Here is a 14183-nt window from a genome sequence, read left to right on the forward strand (position 1 = left end):
CAAGGACTTTCGAGCCGGTTTCGTCGTCAGCGGGCCAGTGCGGCGAGCCGCTTCGGGGTCGGCCAGCGGACGTTCCACGCCCAGCCGAGCTTCTCGAACGCCCAGATGACCCGCGCCGAGATGTCGATCTGCCCGCGCTGCGCGCCGTGGCGGGCCGAGGTCGGGTCCGCGTGGTGGGTGTTGTGCCAGGACTCGCCCATCGACAGGATGGCCAGCGGCCAGAAGTTCGCCGAGCGGTCGCGGCTGGCGAACGGGCGTTCGCCGATCATGTGGCAGATCGAGTTCACCGACCACGTCACGTGGTGCTGGAAGGAGATCCGGGCCAGGCCGGCCCAGAGGAACGCGGTCAGCGCGCCCCACCACGACAGCGTGATCAGCCCGCCGAGCAGCGGCGGGAGCAGCAGGCTCACCAGCACCCACACCGGGAAAAGGCGGTCGACGACGCGCAGGTCGCGGTCGGCGGCCAGGTCCGGGGCGAACCGGTCGACGTTGGTCTTGTCGCGGCCGAAGAGCCAGCCCATGTGCGCGTGCCAGAAGCCGCGGGCCAGCGCCACCGGGGATGTCCCGAACAGCCACGGCGAGTGCGGGTCGCCTTCGCGGTCGGAAAAGGCGTGGTGCCGGCGGTGGTCGGCGACCCAGCCGATCACCGGGCCCTGCGCCGCGAGGCCGCCGGCGATGGCCAGCGCGATCCGCAGGGCCCGCTTCGCGCGGAACGAGCCGTGGGTGAAGTACCGGTGGTAGCCGACGGTGACCCCGAGCGTCGACACGAGGAAGAAGGCGCCGCCGATCGCGAGATCGAGCCAGCTGACGCCCCAGCCCCAGAACACCGGGACGGCGACGGCCAGCGCGAGGAACGGGACCAGCAGGAACGTGCGGATGGTGATGAGCTCGGGGATCGTCTGCTTGCCGTCGAGCACCGGTTTCGGTGCCGGGCGCGCGGGTTTCACCGGGGTGGAGGTGGTCATGCAATCTCGTTTCGAGTCTTCGCCGCGCCGGACTGAGCCTCGCGGGACGCCGGGGAGCGGAAACACCCGGCGGTGAACGGTCTGCGGGTGACCCGGGCGCGTCACCGCTCCTGCCGGTGATCTGCCTCGAGGGCCACACGGCGAGAGTGAGGCAGGCGGGACGCCGGCGTACGAGGTGCTCTCGCCTCTGCCCAGGTTACCGGATCGTTGTGAACGCGCAGTGTGGCCGGCGGCGGGAACACCGGGTGGCCGGGCACGAGTAAGGCCCCCGCCCCTGGTCGGGGCGAGGGCCTTCAGGATGCCTCGTGGCTCAGATGACGCTGACGCGCTGGGCCTGCGGGCCCTTCTGGCCCTGGCCGATTTCGAACTCCACGCGCTGACCCTCGTCAAGCGACTTGAAGCCGCTGCCCTGGATCTCGGAGTAGTGGACGAACACGTCCGGGCCCCCGCCGTCCTGCGCGATGAAGCCGAAGCCCTTTTCGCCGTTGAACCACTTGACACTGCCCTGAGCCATACCAATACCTACTCTTTGTAGTGAGCCTGGGCGCCCCGTTCGGACACCCGGTCTCGAGGTCATTCTTCCACTGCCGGACCGCGGAGGCCACCCCCGGTGGTCAAACTCCCCAATCGGGTCGCAGCGGCATGCTCATCCCGCCCTCGTTGTCGGTCCGGACGCCCAGGATGTGGTGCAGTTCGATCTCGCGGCGTTCGAAGGCCAACCGGCAGGCCGCCAGGTAGAGCGCCCACACGCGGCTCCGCCCGGCACCGGCCTCGGCGACGGCCTCGTCCCAGTGTTCGTCGAGGTTGGCGCACCACCCGGCCAGCGTCGTCGCGTAGTGCTCCCGCAGGTTCTCCGAGTGCCGCACCTCCAGCCCGGCGTCGTGCATGGCGGTCATGAGCTCGCCCGGCGCCTCCAGCTCGCCGTCCGGGAAGACGTAGCGGTCGATGAAGCCCCGCGACCGGTGGGCGACGCTGGTGTCCGGGTTGGTGATGCAGTGGTTGAGCAGGCGCCCGTGCGGCTTGAGCTTGCCGGCCAGGAAGCGGAAGTAGCCGGGCACGTTGCGGGCCCCGATGTGCTCGGTGAGGCCGATCGAGGAGATCGCGTCGAACCCGGTTTCGGTGACGTCCCGGTAGTCGAGGTGCCGGATCTCGGCGCGGTCGGCGATCCCGAGCGCGACGATGTTCTTCTGCGCCCACTGGGCCTGCTCGCGGGAGAGGGTGACGCCGATGGCCTCGACGCCGTAGTGGCGGACGGCGTGCGCGACCATGCCGCCCCAGCCGCAGCCGACGTCGAGCAGCCGCATCCCGGGCTTGAGGCCGAGCTTCCGGCAGACCAGGTCGAACTTGTTCGCCTGCGCCTCCTCCAGCGTGGCGCCCTCGTGCGGGAACACCGCGCACGTGTAGGCCATCGACGGGCCGAGGACCAGCTCGTAGAACCGGTTGGACACGTCGTAGTGGCTGGCGATGGCCTCGCTGTCGCGCGCCTTCGAGTGCCGCAGCGCGGTCATCCCGCGCCGGAACCGGCTCGGGTGCTCCTCGGCCGGCGGCTTGACCACCCGCAGGTGGCGGGGGCCGAGCTTGCGCAGCAGCCACAGCCGGTCGGCCGGGGTGAGCTGGTCGACCTGGGTCGCCAGCGCACGCAGCGCCGTGTAGAGGTCGCCCTTGACGTCGAGGGCGCCGGCGACGTACGCGCGGGCGAGGCCGAGGTCGCCGGGGGAGGACATCAGGTAGTCCAGCGCCAGCGGCGAGCGCACCTCGATGGCCACCGGCGCGTCGGCCGGACCGCTGCGGCTGCCGTCGTAGGCGGTGATCGACACCTCGGCGCGCGGCCCGAGCAGCCGCTCGAAGACGGCGCCGACGGTGATGTTTTCCTGGGTCACGTTCGTTCCTTTCACCGGCGGCGGACGCATTTTTCGTAGAGGCCGAGCAACCGCTCGCGCGGGTCGTAGGCGCGCTTGAGCTCCCGGTAGGCGTCGCCGTTGTAGAGCCGCCAGAACTCGTCTTCGGTGTAGAAGCTGTCCGAGTACAGCGACTTGTGGCCGCCGAGCCGGGTGACCTCGGCTTCGACCATCCTGTTGTGCACGCCGTCGCGCTCGCCGGGGTCGAGGGGCACCGACGACCAGAACCCGAAGTTGACGTACAGCTCTTCGGGGTCCAGTTCGTACAGCGGCCAGCGGACCCCGCCGGGCCGCTGGCGCAGCGGGCAGATCCAGACCGGGCTGATCGGGATCTCCCGCTCGAAGAACTCGAGGAACTCCGCGGCCCGGCCGAGCGGGACCTCGATGTCCTGCACGATCGTTTCCTCCGGCGGCAGCCGCCGGAGTTTCAGCAGCCGCTCGGCGATCCGGAACCGGCGGTCGAGCGCCACGGCCTTCCAGTACACCGAGGACCGCAGGAACCGGCGGCCGAGCAGCAGCCGCGGCAGCCGGTGCTGGACGCCGAACGCCCGCGAGCACCAGAACCAGTCGGTGTCCCAGCGCCAGAGGTAGTCCCGGATGGTGAGATGGTCGGTCTCCCGGCGCTGGATCGAGCGGTAGTAGATGTCCAGCCAGGTGTAGTCGCTCGTCGTGGGCGCGGTGTCGGTGAACGTCCCGAGCGTCAGGTACAGCTCGTCCGGGCCGAAGACCGTGCCGTCGACGAAATCGACGTGCTCGCCTTCGTGTTCGCTCTTCGCGCAGATCTCGCCCAGCGCCTCGAAGAACTTCCCGCGGTCGTGGTGGCGGACGTGCCGCAGCCGCACGAACGGCTTCACCGGCTCCAGGAGGATCCGCAGCCGCAGGGCGTAGCCGAGGGTGCCGTAGGAGTTGGGGAAGCCGTGGAAGAGGTCGCGGTGCTCGTTGTCCGGCGTGGCGACGACGATCCGGCCGTCCCCGGTGAGCACCTCGAGCTCCAGCACCGATTCGTGCGGCATGCCGTTGCGGAACGACGAGGACTCGATGCCGAGCCCGGTCACCGCGCCGCCGAGGGTGATCGTCTTCAGCTGCGGCACGACCAGCGGCATCAGGCCGTGCGGCAGCGTGGCGTCGACGAGCTGCTCGTAGGTGACCATGCCCTCGACGTCGGCGGTGCGGGTGCCCGGGTCGACGCGCAGGACGTGGCTGAACCCGGAGACGTCGAGGCCGGGGTGGTTCGCCGCGGTGCGGGAACGGAAGAGGTTCGACGTCCGTTTCGCGAGGCGGATCGTGGTTTCGCCGCTGATCGCGCCGAGTTGCTGTCTCAGGGCGTCGACGCGGGCTTCGTGCTCCGGGAAAGCCGGGCCCGGACGGGCCTCGGGCACCCCGGCTTGATCGATGGTCACACCCCGATCCTGCCTCACCGCGGGCCCGGGTGGCTCATCGAGAGCCGGAATGCCGCAATCCCGGCTCGCGAATCGGTGAAACGAGTCAGCCACGGCGGGTCAGGCGGCGGCGCGCAGCGGGGTTTGCTCGCCGAGGAGGGATTCCGCGTCGGCGAGGAAGGCGTCGATCCGCCGCAGCCGGTCGGCGGTGCGCCGCTCGATCGCGGCCAGCCGGTCGGCGCGGCGCCGGGCGTCGTCGACGATCCGGTAGGCCCGTGCGCGGGCGTCCGCGGTCCGCTGGTCCGCGGCCTCTCCCGCCTCCCGGACGATCGCGGCGGCCTGCTGCCTGGCCGCCGCGACGATCCCGTCGGCTTCGGCGTGCGCCAGGTCGAGCAGGTGCCGGACGCGGTCACCGACGGCGGCCGGGTCGGCGGGCGTCCGGCACAGCCGGTCGGTGCGGGCGCTCAGCTCGGCGTGGTCGGCGCGCGCCCGTTCGAGCTGCCGCGCGAGGTGCCCGGCCTCGGCGACGGCCGCGTCCCGGTCGGTGGTGAGCAGGCGGATTTCGGCGAGGAGCTCGTCGATCCGCTCGTCGACCTGCTCGCGGTCGTAGCCGCGGAACGTCAGCGCGAAGCTCTCGGGCAGGGGCAGCGGCGCCGTCATCGGGCCACGGCCGGCCGGCGCAGCAGCGCGGCGAGCGCGGCGGCGTCGCCCGCGGTCCGGAGGTGCACCGGGTCGGGCCGTCCCACGGTGTGGTCGTCTTCGTGCAGGGCGGTGACGAACCGCGCGACCCGGCGCGGCGGCGGGGCGACGGTGGGGCCGCCCAGGTAGCGCAGGACGATCAGGTCCTCGCCGGAATGCGTCTCGATGGCCGCGGCCCAGCCGCGTTCCTCGTCCCACAGCAGGGCGACGTCACGGTCGGGGTAGTGCGGCAGCCGGGTGTCGAGGGCGACGTAGGCCGAAACCGGGCTGTCGTGGTCGAGGGTGCAGGACTCGAGGCCGATGCCGAGCTCGCTGGTGACGTCGCGGAGGTAGCCGAGCAGCGCGGGAACGGCGGGGTGCTGGTAACCGGTCGGGAGTTCGATCGATGCGGTCACGGGGGTGGATCGCCTTTCTCTTCGGGTACTCCGGTTCTAACATGTCATCGAAACGATGACAAGCGAATTGTCGCCGGATAGACGACGCGGGCTGCCCGGTTCGCCGGGATTGAGCGGGCTGTCACCGGGGTACCCGATCGGGCGACCGCGGAGGATCCCGCGGCGGGACGGGGAAAGCGAGGCGGCGTTGAGCATTCTGATCGACTTCGAGCGCGACACGGAGTTCTCGTTCGAGCGGCGGTTGCGGGGTTACGTCGGGGCGGTGGCCCGGGCCGTGGGGGTGGGATGGGAGTCGTGCACGCTCGACGCGGGAACGCCCGCGGCGGCCTACATCGCCCTCGACTGGCGGTTGTCCCGCTTCCCCGGCCACGACCTGGCCCTGGTGTGGGACGAGGTGCACGGCTGGGCGGCGGCCATCGAAGACGCCACCGGCGAGGCCGCGACGGTCCTGGCCTACCTGGGGGGCGAAGTCCTCCCGGACCCCCGAGCGGTGGTGCGCTTCCTGGCGGCGGTCCGCGCGGACGACCCGGACGCGGGCACGCTGGAAGCCCCGGTCCTGCGTGAGGCGGGTGACCACGAGCGGTTGCTGGCGATGGTGCCGGAGGGGAAACCCGCCGGCCGCGGGTGATGGCACACTGGGGATCATGGGGGAGCTGACGGCGGAGGCCGTGGTCGACCGGCTGGTACCGCGGACACCGCGCTTGTCACCGGACGGCCGGTGGGTGGCGTTCGTGAGCGCCCCGGTGGGCCGGCCGGGGAAGCATCCGGAGAGCGGGCTGTGGCTCGGCCCCGCGGACGGGAGTGAGCCGCCTCGGGAGCTTGTCACCGGCGCGGCGGAGGACGAGGAGCCGCGTTGGTCGCCGGATTCCGGGTCGGTGTACTTCCTCTCGGACCGCGCCGACCGCGGAACGGCGCAGCTGCACCGGGTCGGCAGGGAAGGCGGCGCGCCGGAGCAGCTGACGGACTGGCGTGCGGGAATCAGTGCCTTCGAGCTGATGCCGGACGGCGGCTCGGTGGTGTTCCTCGCGCCGGAGGAGAAGGCCACGGCGCCGGATCCACGGATCCGGATCGTCCGTCCGGCGAGCAGCGGCTCAGTTCCGGCGAATACCGGCACCGCCACCACTGCTATTGCGGGCCCGGCCGCCGCCACCGGGGCTGTCCCACCCTCCCGGCCCACCTGGGACACCGTCGACCGGCCCGATCGGCTCTGGCTGCTCGACCCGTCGACCGGCGCCGTCCGCGCGCTCGGCGACTTCGGCTCGCGGCACGTCGTCGAAGCCGCCGCGCGGCCGGATGGCCGCGCCCTCGCCGTGCTCACCTGGTCCGCCGCCGATCGCGAGCCCGGCATGTACGAACCCGCTCTGCACCTGCTCGACCCGGCCACCGGTGCGCGGCAGGAGCTGGGCGTCCCGGCGCGGGAATCCTCGTCGCTCACCTGGTGGCGCGACGAAACCGGGTGGCACCTGGCCTACCTCGGCATCACCCCGCCCGGCCTGATCGGCGGCACCGCGGTCTTCGCTGCCGGCGACCACCGGAACCTCACCGCCGGGATGAGCGTCTGCCCGGTCGAACTGGCCGAATCCGGCGACGGCTCACTGCTGGCCCTGTTCGCCGAAGGTCTCGACACCACGATCCGGCGCCTCGACCCCGCCTCCGGCACCTTCACCGAGCTCTGCCGCGTGACCGGCGGCCTCCAGCACCTGAGTGCGGGCGGAGGCCGGATCGCCGTCGTCGGGAGCACCGCCACCGAGCCCGAGGCCGTCCACTGCGGACCGCCCGTCGGCCCGCTCACCCGGCTCGGTGAACCGCAGCTGCGCGGGATCACTTGGGGCACCCAGGAACGCCTGTCCTACCGCGCCGACGACGGCTGGGAACTCGACGGCCTCTTGATCCTCCCGCCCGGCCGGACCCGCGCCGACGGACCGTTCCCGCTCGTGACCATCGTCCACGGCGGCCCGTACGACCGCTACGCCGACCAGTTCCAGGTCGGCTGGTTCCGGTGCGGCCAGTGGCTGGCCGCGGCCGGATTCGCGGTGTTCCTCCCGAACCCGCGCGGCGGCCTCGGCCACGGTCACGCCTTCGCCGCGAGCGTCGCCGGGGACGTCGGCGGTGCGGAGTTCACCGACCTCCTCACCGGCATCGACCTCCTCGTCGAAGAAGGCGTCGCCGACGGAGACCGGCTCGGGATCAGCGGCGGGAGCCACGGCGGGTTCATGGCCGCCTGGGCCGTCGCGAACACGGATCGCTTCAAGGCGGCCGTCGTCGTCGCCGGCGTGATCGACTGGCCCCTGCTCGCCGCGACCGGTGAGTACGGCCGGTACGACCTCGCCCTCGGTGGCCGGGAAAACAGCCCGATCACCCACGCGGACCGGATCGCCACCCCGGTCCTGATCATCCACGGCGAAGACGACACGAACGTCCCGCTCTCGCAGGCCGAACTCCTGCACCACGCCCTGGGCGACCGCGAGCACGAATTCGTCGTGTACCCGCGGGAGGGCCACTCGCTCCGCGAACGCGGCCACCAGCTCGACCTCCTGCACCGCACCCGCGCGTGGTTCTCACACCTGCTCGCCTAGCTTGAGCTCCGCCTTCCCGGAACCGAAGGAGAACCCGTCCGCCCCGACGGTGACGCCGGCTTCGCGCGGCTCGGCTCGTTCGACGACCGGCTGGACCGCGCCGTCGAGGTCCAGCACGAGCGACGCGTCGGTGTACCAGCTCGGCACCACCGGGTTGCCCCACCAGTCGCGGCGCTGGGTGTCGTGGACGTCCCAGCTGAGCACCGGGTTGTCCGGGTCGCCGGTGTAGTAGTCGTGCGTGTAGACCTCGATGCGGTGCCCGTCGGGGTCGCGGACGTACAGGTAGAACGCGTTCGACACGCCGTGCCGGCCCGGTCCGCGCTCGATCACCTCCGGCTTGCGCAGCGCGCCGAGGTGGTCGCAGATGTGCAGGATCTGGTGCCGCTCGTGCGAGGCGAACGCGAGGTGGTGCAGCCGCGGGCCGTCGCCGCCGGTCAAGGCCACGTCGTGGACCGTCGGCTTGCGGAACATCCAGACCGCGTACACCGTCCCCGCCGCGTCCCGGATGTCCTCCGAGACGCGGAACCCCAGGCCTTCGTAGTACTCCCGGGCCGCCGGGACGTCCGGGGTGTCCAGGTTGAAGTGGTCCAACCGCGACAGTGCGCCGGCTCCGTGGACGTCGTAGCGCTGGGTGAACCGCTCGACGTGCTCGGCCTCGTGGAAGAACTCCACCGGGAAGCCCAGCGGGTCGAGCACCCGCACGGCCTCGCCGATCCCGCGTGTCGCGCCCGCCGGACGGCGTTCCACCCGCACGCCCAGCTCCCGGTGGTACGCCTCGGCCAGGTCGAGGTCGGCGGGACTCCGCACCCGGTAGGCCAGCACGCCGAGCGCCGGCGTCGATCCCTTCCGCAGCACCAGCGAGTGGTGCAGGTACTCCTCGAACGCCCGGAGGTACAACGCGCCGGCGTCTTCGTGGGTGACGACGAGCCCGAGCACGTCGACGTAGAACGCCCGCGACGCGGCCAGGTCGGTGACGACGAGCTCGGCGTAGGCGCACCGGAGGACGTCCGGCGGGGTGGCGGTCATGACTGTCCTTTCCGGACGGTGCCGAAGCGGGGCGGGTGCACCGGCCCGAGCGAGACGTGGACGGCCTGCTGGTGCGTGTAGAAGTCGAGCGACCGGTAGCCGCCTTCGTGGCCGAGGCCGGACGCCTTGACTCCGCCGAAGGGGGTGCGCAGGTCGCGGACGTTGTGCGAGTTCAGCCAGACCATTCCGGCCTCGACCGACTGCGCGAAGGTGTGCGCCCGCCGCAGATCGGTCGTCCACAGGTAGGCGGCCAGCCCGTACTCGACGTCGTTCGCCAGGCTCAGCGCTTCGGCTTCGGTGTCGAACGGGGTGAGCGCGACGACCGGCCCGAAGATCTCCTCCTGGAAGATCCGGGCGGTGGGGGGAACATCGGCGAACACCGTCGGCGCCACGAAGTTCCCGCTGTCCGAACCGGACGGGCGGCCGCCGCCGGCGAGCAGGCGGCCTTCGGTCTTGCCCAGCTCGACGTACCGCATCACCTTGGCGTGGTGCTCGGGGTGCACGAGCGCACCGACCTCGGTGGCCGGGTCGTGCGGGTCGCCGACGACGATGTTCGCCGCGCGTGCCGCGTACCGCGCGCAGAACTCGTCGTAGACCGGCCGCTCGATCAGGATCCGGCTGCCGGCGGTGCACCGCTCGCCGTTGAGCGAGAACACGCCGAAGAGCGTCGAGTCGATGGCGGCGTCGAGGTCGGCGTCGGCGAAGACGATCGCCGGGGACTTGCCGCCCAGCTCCATCGACATGCCCTTGAGGTGCGCGGCGCAGTTGCGGTAGATCGTCCGGCCGGTCGTGGTCTCGCCGGTGAACGAGATCAGCGGGACGTGCGGGTGCTTGACCAGTGCGTCGCCCGCTTCCTCGCCGAAGCCGTTGACCAGGTTGAACACCCCCGGCGGGAGCCCGGCACCGGCGAAGATCCCGGCCCACAGGCTCGCCGACAGCGGGGTGAACTCGGCCGGCTTGAGCACCACCGTGCACCCCGAAGCCAGCGCCGGCGCGAGCTTCCAGCTCTCCAGCATGAACGGCGTGTTCCACGGCGTGATCAACCCGGCGACGCCGATCGGCTTGCGGTGGACGTAGTTCACCTGCCGGCCGGGCACCTGGTAGGTGTCGTCGGCCTGCGCGACGACGAGGTCGGCGAAGAACCGGAAGTTCTCGGCCGCGCGCCGCGCCTGCCCGAGCGCCTGGGTGATCGGCAGGCCGGTGTCGAAGGTCTCCAGCTCGGCCAGCCGCGCGTCCTGGGCCTCGACGGCGTCGGCGATCTTGTTCAGGACCCGCGCCCGGGCCCGCGGCAGCATCCGCGGCCACGGTCCCTCGGTGAACGCCTGGCGAGCGGCCGCGACCGCGCGATCGACGTCCTCGGCCTGGCCTGCCGCGGCGGTCGCATAGGGCGTGTTCGAGACCGGGTCGAGCACGTCGAACGTCTTGCCCGAAACGCTGCCGACGAGCTCGCCGCCGATGTAGTGCTGCAGCTCGTCCGGCAGCCCGGCCGGGACGTGGTGCGTCATTGCTTGCCCGCCACGGTGAAGCCATCGGCCGGCGAGAGGTACTTCGCGCCTTCGGCCATCAGCTCGGTGATGCGCGCGATCCCGCGCCCGGCCGGCGAGATCAGCGGCGGTCGCACGTGCCCGGACGCGATGAGCCCGCGCTGTTCGAGGAGCCACTTCGCGGGCGCCGGGTTGGTCTCGACGAACAGCAGGTCGACGAGCGGGTGCAGGCCGTAGTGGAGCTCCCGCGCCCGTTCGTGGTCGCCGGACTGCCAGGCCGTGTACATCTCGGCGCACGCGGCCGGCGCGATGTTCGCCGTCGCGCTGACGAACCCGGCGCCGCCCAGGGCCAGCAGTGGCAGGCCGAGCAGCTCGATCCCGGACCAGACCAGCAGTTCCCGGCCGCACAGGTGCAGCACGCGGGAGAAGTGCTCGAAGTCCTTCGTCGTCTCCTTGATCCCGACGAAGTTGTCGCACGAGCGGAACAGCCGCGCGACGGTCTCCGGCGCGAGGTCGACCGCGGTCCGGCTCGGCACGTTGTAGGCGACGATCGGCAGGTCCGGGTACTCCCGGCAGACCGTCCGGTACCAGACGAACAGCGCGTCCTGGGTCGGCCGCGCGTAGTACGGCGTGATGACGAGCGCGGCGTCGATCCCGGCGTCCCGCGCCAGCGCCGTCAGCTCCAGGGTCTCGTCGAGCTTCGCCGAGCCGGTGCCGGGCAGGAACGGGACGCGGTCGCCGACCTCCGCGGCCACCGTGCGGATGGCCTCCGCCCGCTCGGCGATCGTCTGCGAGCCGGGTTCGCCGGTGGAACCACCGATCGAGATGCCGTGCGTGCCCGAGGCGAGCTGCCAGCGCACGAGGTTCGCCAGACCTTCGTGGTCGACGGCGCCCTCGGCGGTGAACGGCGTCACCAGTGGCGCGATCGACCCGCGGACGGCCCGGGGGTCGGAGCGGAATCGCATGGGTCTTCCTTCCTGCGTCAGGGGCGGCGGCAGGCGAGCCAGGCGGCGTACCGCCCGCGCCAGTGCTCGTCCATCGGGTAGAGCCCTTCGACGCGCTCGCCCGCGGCGATCTGCTCGGCGATGAACGTCTCCTGCCGCTCCTGCTCGACCGCCGCGTCGACGACCTCTTCGACCAGGTGCGGCGGGATGACGAGCACGCCGTCGCCGTCACCGGCGATCACGTCACCGGGGCACACCGCCGCCCCGCCGCAGGCGATCGCGACGTCGACGTCCCACGGCACGTGCCGCCGGCCGAGCACCGCCGGGTGCGGCCCGGCGTGGTAGGTCGGAATGTCCAAACCGGACACCGCGGCCAGGTCGCGGACCCCGCCGTCGGTGACGATCCCGGCCGCGCCGCGCACCTGCGCCCGCAGCGCGAGGAGGTCGCCGACCGTGCCGGTGCCGCGTTCGCCGCGGGCCTCCACGACGAGGACGTCGCCGGGGCCGAGCGCGTCGATCGCGCGCTTCTGCGCGTTGTAGCCGCCACCACGGGACTCGAACAGGTCTTCGCGGTAGGGCAGGAACCGCAACGTCCGCGCGCGGCCGGTCAGCCGGGTGCCCGGCCGGGTCGAGGTCAGGCCGTCGATCGACACCGCGTCGTACCCGCGTTTGCGCAGCTGGGCCGACAGCGTCGCGGTGCCGACGGACTCGATCCGGTCCTTCAGGGACGCGGTCAGTTCGAACGCCGGTGCGGTTGTCCCGTAGGCGTCCGCGCGCTGCTTCTCGTCGACCCGGGGGAGCGCGCCGTACGGTCCGAACGGGACGGTCCCGCCGGCGATCGTGGTCACCAGCCGGCCGGTGGTGCGCCCGTCCGTGTCGACCTCGACCTCGACGACGTCGCCGGGCACGACGACCGACGCGCCCGCGGGCGTACCGGTCAGGACCACGTCGCCGGGTTCGAGGGTGATCAGCTGCGAGAGGTCGGCGACCAGCCGCCCGAAGCCGAAGAGCAGGCCGCTGGTGGAGTCTTCCTGGACCAGTTCGCCGTTGACCCAGGTGCGCAGGCGCAGGGCGGCCGGATCGAGCCCGGCGGCCGGCAGGACCGCCGGGCCGAGCGGGGTGAAGCCGTCGCCGCCCTTGGAACGCAGGTTGCTGCCCTTGTCGGCGTAGCGGAGGTCGTGGACGCCGAAGTCGTTGGCCGCGGTGACGCCTCCGACGTGCGCCCAGCCGTCTTCGGGGGCGACGCGGCGGGCGGTGCGGCCGATGACCAGCGCGATCTCGCCTTCGAAGCCCAGCAGCTCGGTGCCCGCCGGCCGCTCGAGCACGGCGCCGCTCACCGCGACGGACGTCGGCGGCTTGAGGAAGTACGACGGCTGCTCCGGCACCCGGCCGCGCTGGGCGGCGCGGGAGCGGTAGTTGAGGTGGAGCGCGATGATCTTGCCGGGCCGCTCGAGAACCATATCGCAAATAATATACGATTTGCGCCGCAGGGGAAGGCCCTGCCGGTCGCGGCCTCGTGTGAGCCGTCACCGCGCCGGGTAACCGTGAAGGATGACCAGAACCCGGGTGTACCGCGACGGCGTGCTGCAGAAGGAAGACTTCCCCGTCGAGGACGTGTCGGAGTTCCTGGCCGAGCCGGGCACCGCGGTGTGGGTCGACCTCTGCGCGCCGACCGAAGCGGATCTGGCCCAGCTCGCCGACGAACTCGGCCTGCACCGGCTCGCCGTCGAGGACGCGGTTTCCGAACACCAGCGGCCCAAGCTCGACCGCTACGACGGCCACGCCTTTTTGTCCGCTTACGCCGTGCGGTTCGACGCGGGCACCGGCCGGGTCGCCACCGCCGAGCTCGGCGCGTTCGTCACCCCGCGGGCGCTGGTGACCGTGCGCAAGGACGACGGCTTCGACATCGAGCCGGTCGTCCGGCGCTGGGACCAGGGAGCCGAACTGGCGACGTCCGGCGTGCCCTTCCTGCTGCACGGGCTGCTCGACCACGTCGTCGACGGGCAGTACGAAGCCGTGCAGGCGCTCGACGACGAGGTCGAAGCCCTGGAGGACCTGGTCTTCGCCGACCGCCCGGACTCTTCGGAACTGCAGCGCCGCTCGTTCCGGCTGCGCAAGAGCCTCACCGCGCTCCGTCGCGTGGTGCTGCCGATGCGCGAGGTGATCAGCTCCCTGATGCGGCCGGACCTGCGGCTGGCCGACGAGCTGACCCGGCCGTACTTCGAGGACGTCCACGACCACGCCCGCCAGGCGGCCGAGCAGACCGAAGCGCTGCGGGAGCTGATCGCGACGGTCCGGGAGACCCAGCTGAACCTGCAGGGCAACCGGCTGAACCTGATCATGAAGAAGGTCACCGGCTGGGCCGCGGTGATCGCGGTGCCCACCGCGGTGACCGGGTTCTACGGCCAGAACGTGCCGTACCCGGGCAATGGCGAGCCGAGCGGGTTCTGGGCCTCGACGGTCGCCTTGCTGGTGCTTTCGGTGGGGTTGTACGCGTTGTTCAAGAAGAAGGACTGGCTGTGAGGCGCGTGTCCGCGACTCCACAGTGGAGTGTCCATACCGGACGCTGAATCCGGGCGCGGCGAAGCGCGGCAGCAGCGCCGGGACGCGTGCCGCCGAACTACGGAACGGCGTTCAGCCGAACGGGTCAATGCGGCCGGATGGCCTGGGAGAAAAGGAAAGGCTTCGAGCACCGCCTGGGAAGCGCGCGTGAACACGGGCGCGGCTGGTTGCTCAACCGTTGCCCATCAGCTTAGTGCAGCTGCACTATGCTGAGCCATCCGGTGTGCACAGCGGACGGCGCCGTGGGTGCCGGCG

13 protein-coding genes are annotated in these 14183 nt (G+C 71.8%); 3 read left to right on the forward strand and 10 right to left on the reverse strand.

The window, feature by feature from the left end; all coding sequences use genetic code 11:
- Positions 1–26: 26 nt before the first annotated feature.
- The 6 genes from QRY02_RS11850 to QRY02_RS11875 all read right to left on the reverse strand — a co-directional run bounded on the left by QRY02_RS11850 (position 27) and on the right by QRY02_RS11875 (position 5336).
- Positions 27–965: an acyl-CoA desaturase gene (locus QRY02_RS11850; RefSeq protein ID WP_285991575.1), complete on the reverse strand. Its 939-nt coding sequence runs from the start codon at positions 963–965 to the stop codon at positions 27–29.
- Positions 966–1275: 310 nt separating this feature from the next.
- Positions 1276–1479: a cold-shock protein gene (locus QRY02_RS11855; protein WP_004558414.1), complete on the reverse strand. Its 204-nt coding sequence runs from the start codon at positions 1477–1479 to the stop codon at positions 1276–1278.
- A 100-nt stretch (positions 1480–1579) separates the two neighbouring features.
- Positions 1580–2875: a class I SAM-dependent methyltransferase gene (locus QRY02_RS11860; protein WP_502874199.1), complete on the reverse strand. Its 1296-nt coding sequence runs from the start codon at positions 2873–2875 to the stop codon at positions 1580–1582.
- Positions 2857–4263, reverse strand: a complete 1407-nt coding sequence (locus tag QRY02_RS11865) for an FAD-binding oxidoreductase (RefSeq protein ID WP_285991577.1) — start codon at positions 4261–4263, stop codon at positions 2857–2859. The genes QRY02_RS11860 and QRY02_RS11865 overlap by 19 nt, the downstream gene beginning before the upstream one ends.
- 99 nt (positions 4264–4362) lie before the next feature.
- Entirely contained in the window at positions 4363–4902 is a 540-nt protein-coding gene (locus tag QRY02_RS11870; RefSeq protein ID WP_285991578.1) for a hypothetical protein, read from the reverse strand.
- Positions 4899–5336, reverse strand: a complete 438-nt coding sequence (locus tag QRY02_RS11875) for a DUF6292 family protein (protein ID WP_285991579.1) — start codon at positions 5334–5336, stop codon at positions 4899–4901. Before QRY02_RS11875 ends, QRY02_RS11870 begins: the two co-directional genes overlap by 4 nt.
- A gap of 187 nt (positions 5337–5523) precedes the next feature.
- Between QRY02_RS11875 and QRY02_RS11880 the strand changes: the two genes are divergently transcribed.
- Together QRY02_RS11880 and QRY02_RS11885 are read left to right on the forward strand one after the other, a co-directional pair.
- On the forward strand, positions 5524–5964 hold the full coding sequence (locus tag QRY02_RS11880) for a DUF6292 family protein (RefSeq protein ID WP_285991580.1): 441 nt from the start codon (positions 5524–5526) through the stop codon (positions 5962–5964).
- Positions 5965–5980: 16 nt separating this feature from the next.
- Positions 5981–7912 carry a S9 family peptidase gene (locus QRY02_RS11885; RefSeq protein ID WP_285991581.1) on the forward strand — a complete coding sequence of 644 codons (1932 nt, stop codon included), beginning with the start codon at positions 5981–5983 and terminating at the stop codon, positions 7910–7912.
- Here QRY02_RS11885 and hpaD read toward each other — a convergent pair.
- The 4 genes from hpaD to QRY02_RS11905 are packed head-to-tail and all read right to left on the reverse strand — an operon-like array spanning position 7895 to position 12826.
- Positions 7895–8938, reverse strand: a complete 1044-nt coding sequence (gene hpaD, locus QRY02_RS11890; protein WP_285991582.1) for a 3,4-dihydroxyphenylacetate 2,3-dioxygenase — start codon at positions 8936–8938, stop codon at positions 7895–7897. The genes QRY02_RS11885 and hpaD overlap by 18 nt on opposite strands.
- On the reverse strand, positions 8935–10443 hold the full coding sequence (gene hpaE, locus QRY02_RS11895; RefSeq protein ID WP_285991583.1) for a 5-carboxymethyl-2-hydroxymuconate semialdehyde dehydrogenase: 1509 nt from the start codon (positions 10441–10443) through the stop codon (positions 8935–8937). Before hpaE ends, hpaD begins: the two co-directional genes overlap by 4 nt.
- Entirely contained in the window at positions 10440–11387 is a 948-nt protein-coding gene (gene dapA / locus QRY02_RS11900; protein ID WP_285991584.1) for a 4-hydroxy-tetrahydrodipicolinate synthase, read from the reverse strand. The genes hpaE and dapA overlap by 4 nt, the downstream gene beginning before the upstream one ends.
- A 17-nt stretch (positions 11388–11404) precedes the next feature.
- Complete coding sequence (locus QRY02_RS11905; protein ID WP_285991585.1) at positions 11405–12826, reverse strand: fumarylacetoacetate hydrolase family protein; 1422 nt, start codon at positions 12824–12826, stop codon at positions 11405–11407.
- Positions 12827–12917: 91 nt separating this feature from the next.
- On the opposite strand from QRY02_RS11905, the gene QRY02_RS11910 reads away from it, so the two are divergent.
- On the forward strand, positions 12918–13889 hold the full coding sequence (locus QRY02_RS11910) for a magnesium transporter CorA family protein (protein WP_285991586.1): 972 nt from the start codon (positions 12918–12920) through the stop codon (positions 13887–13889).
- Positions 13890–14183 lie beyond the last annotated feature (294 nt).

It is taken from the genome of Amycolatopsis sp. DG1A-15b, assembly GCF_030285645.1.
Classification (GTDB): Bacteria; Actinomycetota; Actinomycetes; order Mycobacteriales; family Pseudonocardiaceae; genus Amycolatopsis.

Excerpts from the sequence above, each read along its gene's own strand:
- QRY02_RS11905 (WP_285991585.1), bottom strand. The coding sequence starts at position 12,826 with ATGGTTCTCGAGCGGCCCGGCAAGATCATCGCGCTCCACCTCAACTAC.
- dapA (WP_285991584.1), bottom strand. The coding sequence starts at position 11,387 with ATGCGATTCCGCTCCGACCCCCGGGCCGTCCGCGGGTCGATCGCGCCA.
- QRY02_RS11860 (WP_502874199.1), bottom strand. The coding sequence starts at position 2,875 with ATGCGTCCGCCGCCGGTGAAAGGAACGAACGTGACCCAGGAAAACATC.
- hpaE (WP_285991583.1), bottom strand. The coding sequence starts at position 10,443 with ATGACGCACCACGTCCCGGCCGGGCTGCCGGACGAGCTGCAGCACTAC.
- QRY02_RS11910 (WP_285991586.1), top strand. The coding sequence starts at position 12,918 with ATGACCAGAACCCGGGTGTACCGCGACGGCGTGCTGCAGAAGGAAGAC.
- QRY02_RS11870 (WP_285991578.1), bottom strand. The coding sequence starts at position 4,902 with ATGACGGCGCCGCTGCCCCTGCCCGAGAGCTTCGCGCTGACGTTCCGC.
- QRY02_RS11850 (WP_285991575.1), bottom strand. The coding sequence starts at position 965 with ATGACCACCTCCACCCCGGTGAAACCCGCGCGCCCGGCACCGAAACCG.
- QRY02_RS11855 (WP_004558414.1), bottom strand. The coding sequence starts at position 1,479 with ATGGCTCAGGGCAGTGTCAAGTGGTTCAACGGCGAAAAGGGCTTCGGC.
- hpaD (WP_285991582.1), bottom strand. The coding sequence starts at position 8,938 with ATGACCGCCACCCCGCCGGACGTCCTCCGGTGCGCCTACGCCGAGCTC.
- QRY02_RS11885 (WP_285991581.1), top strand. The coding sequence starts at position 5,981 with ATGGGGGAGCTGACGGCGGAGGCCGTGGTCGACCGGCTGGTACCGCGG.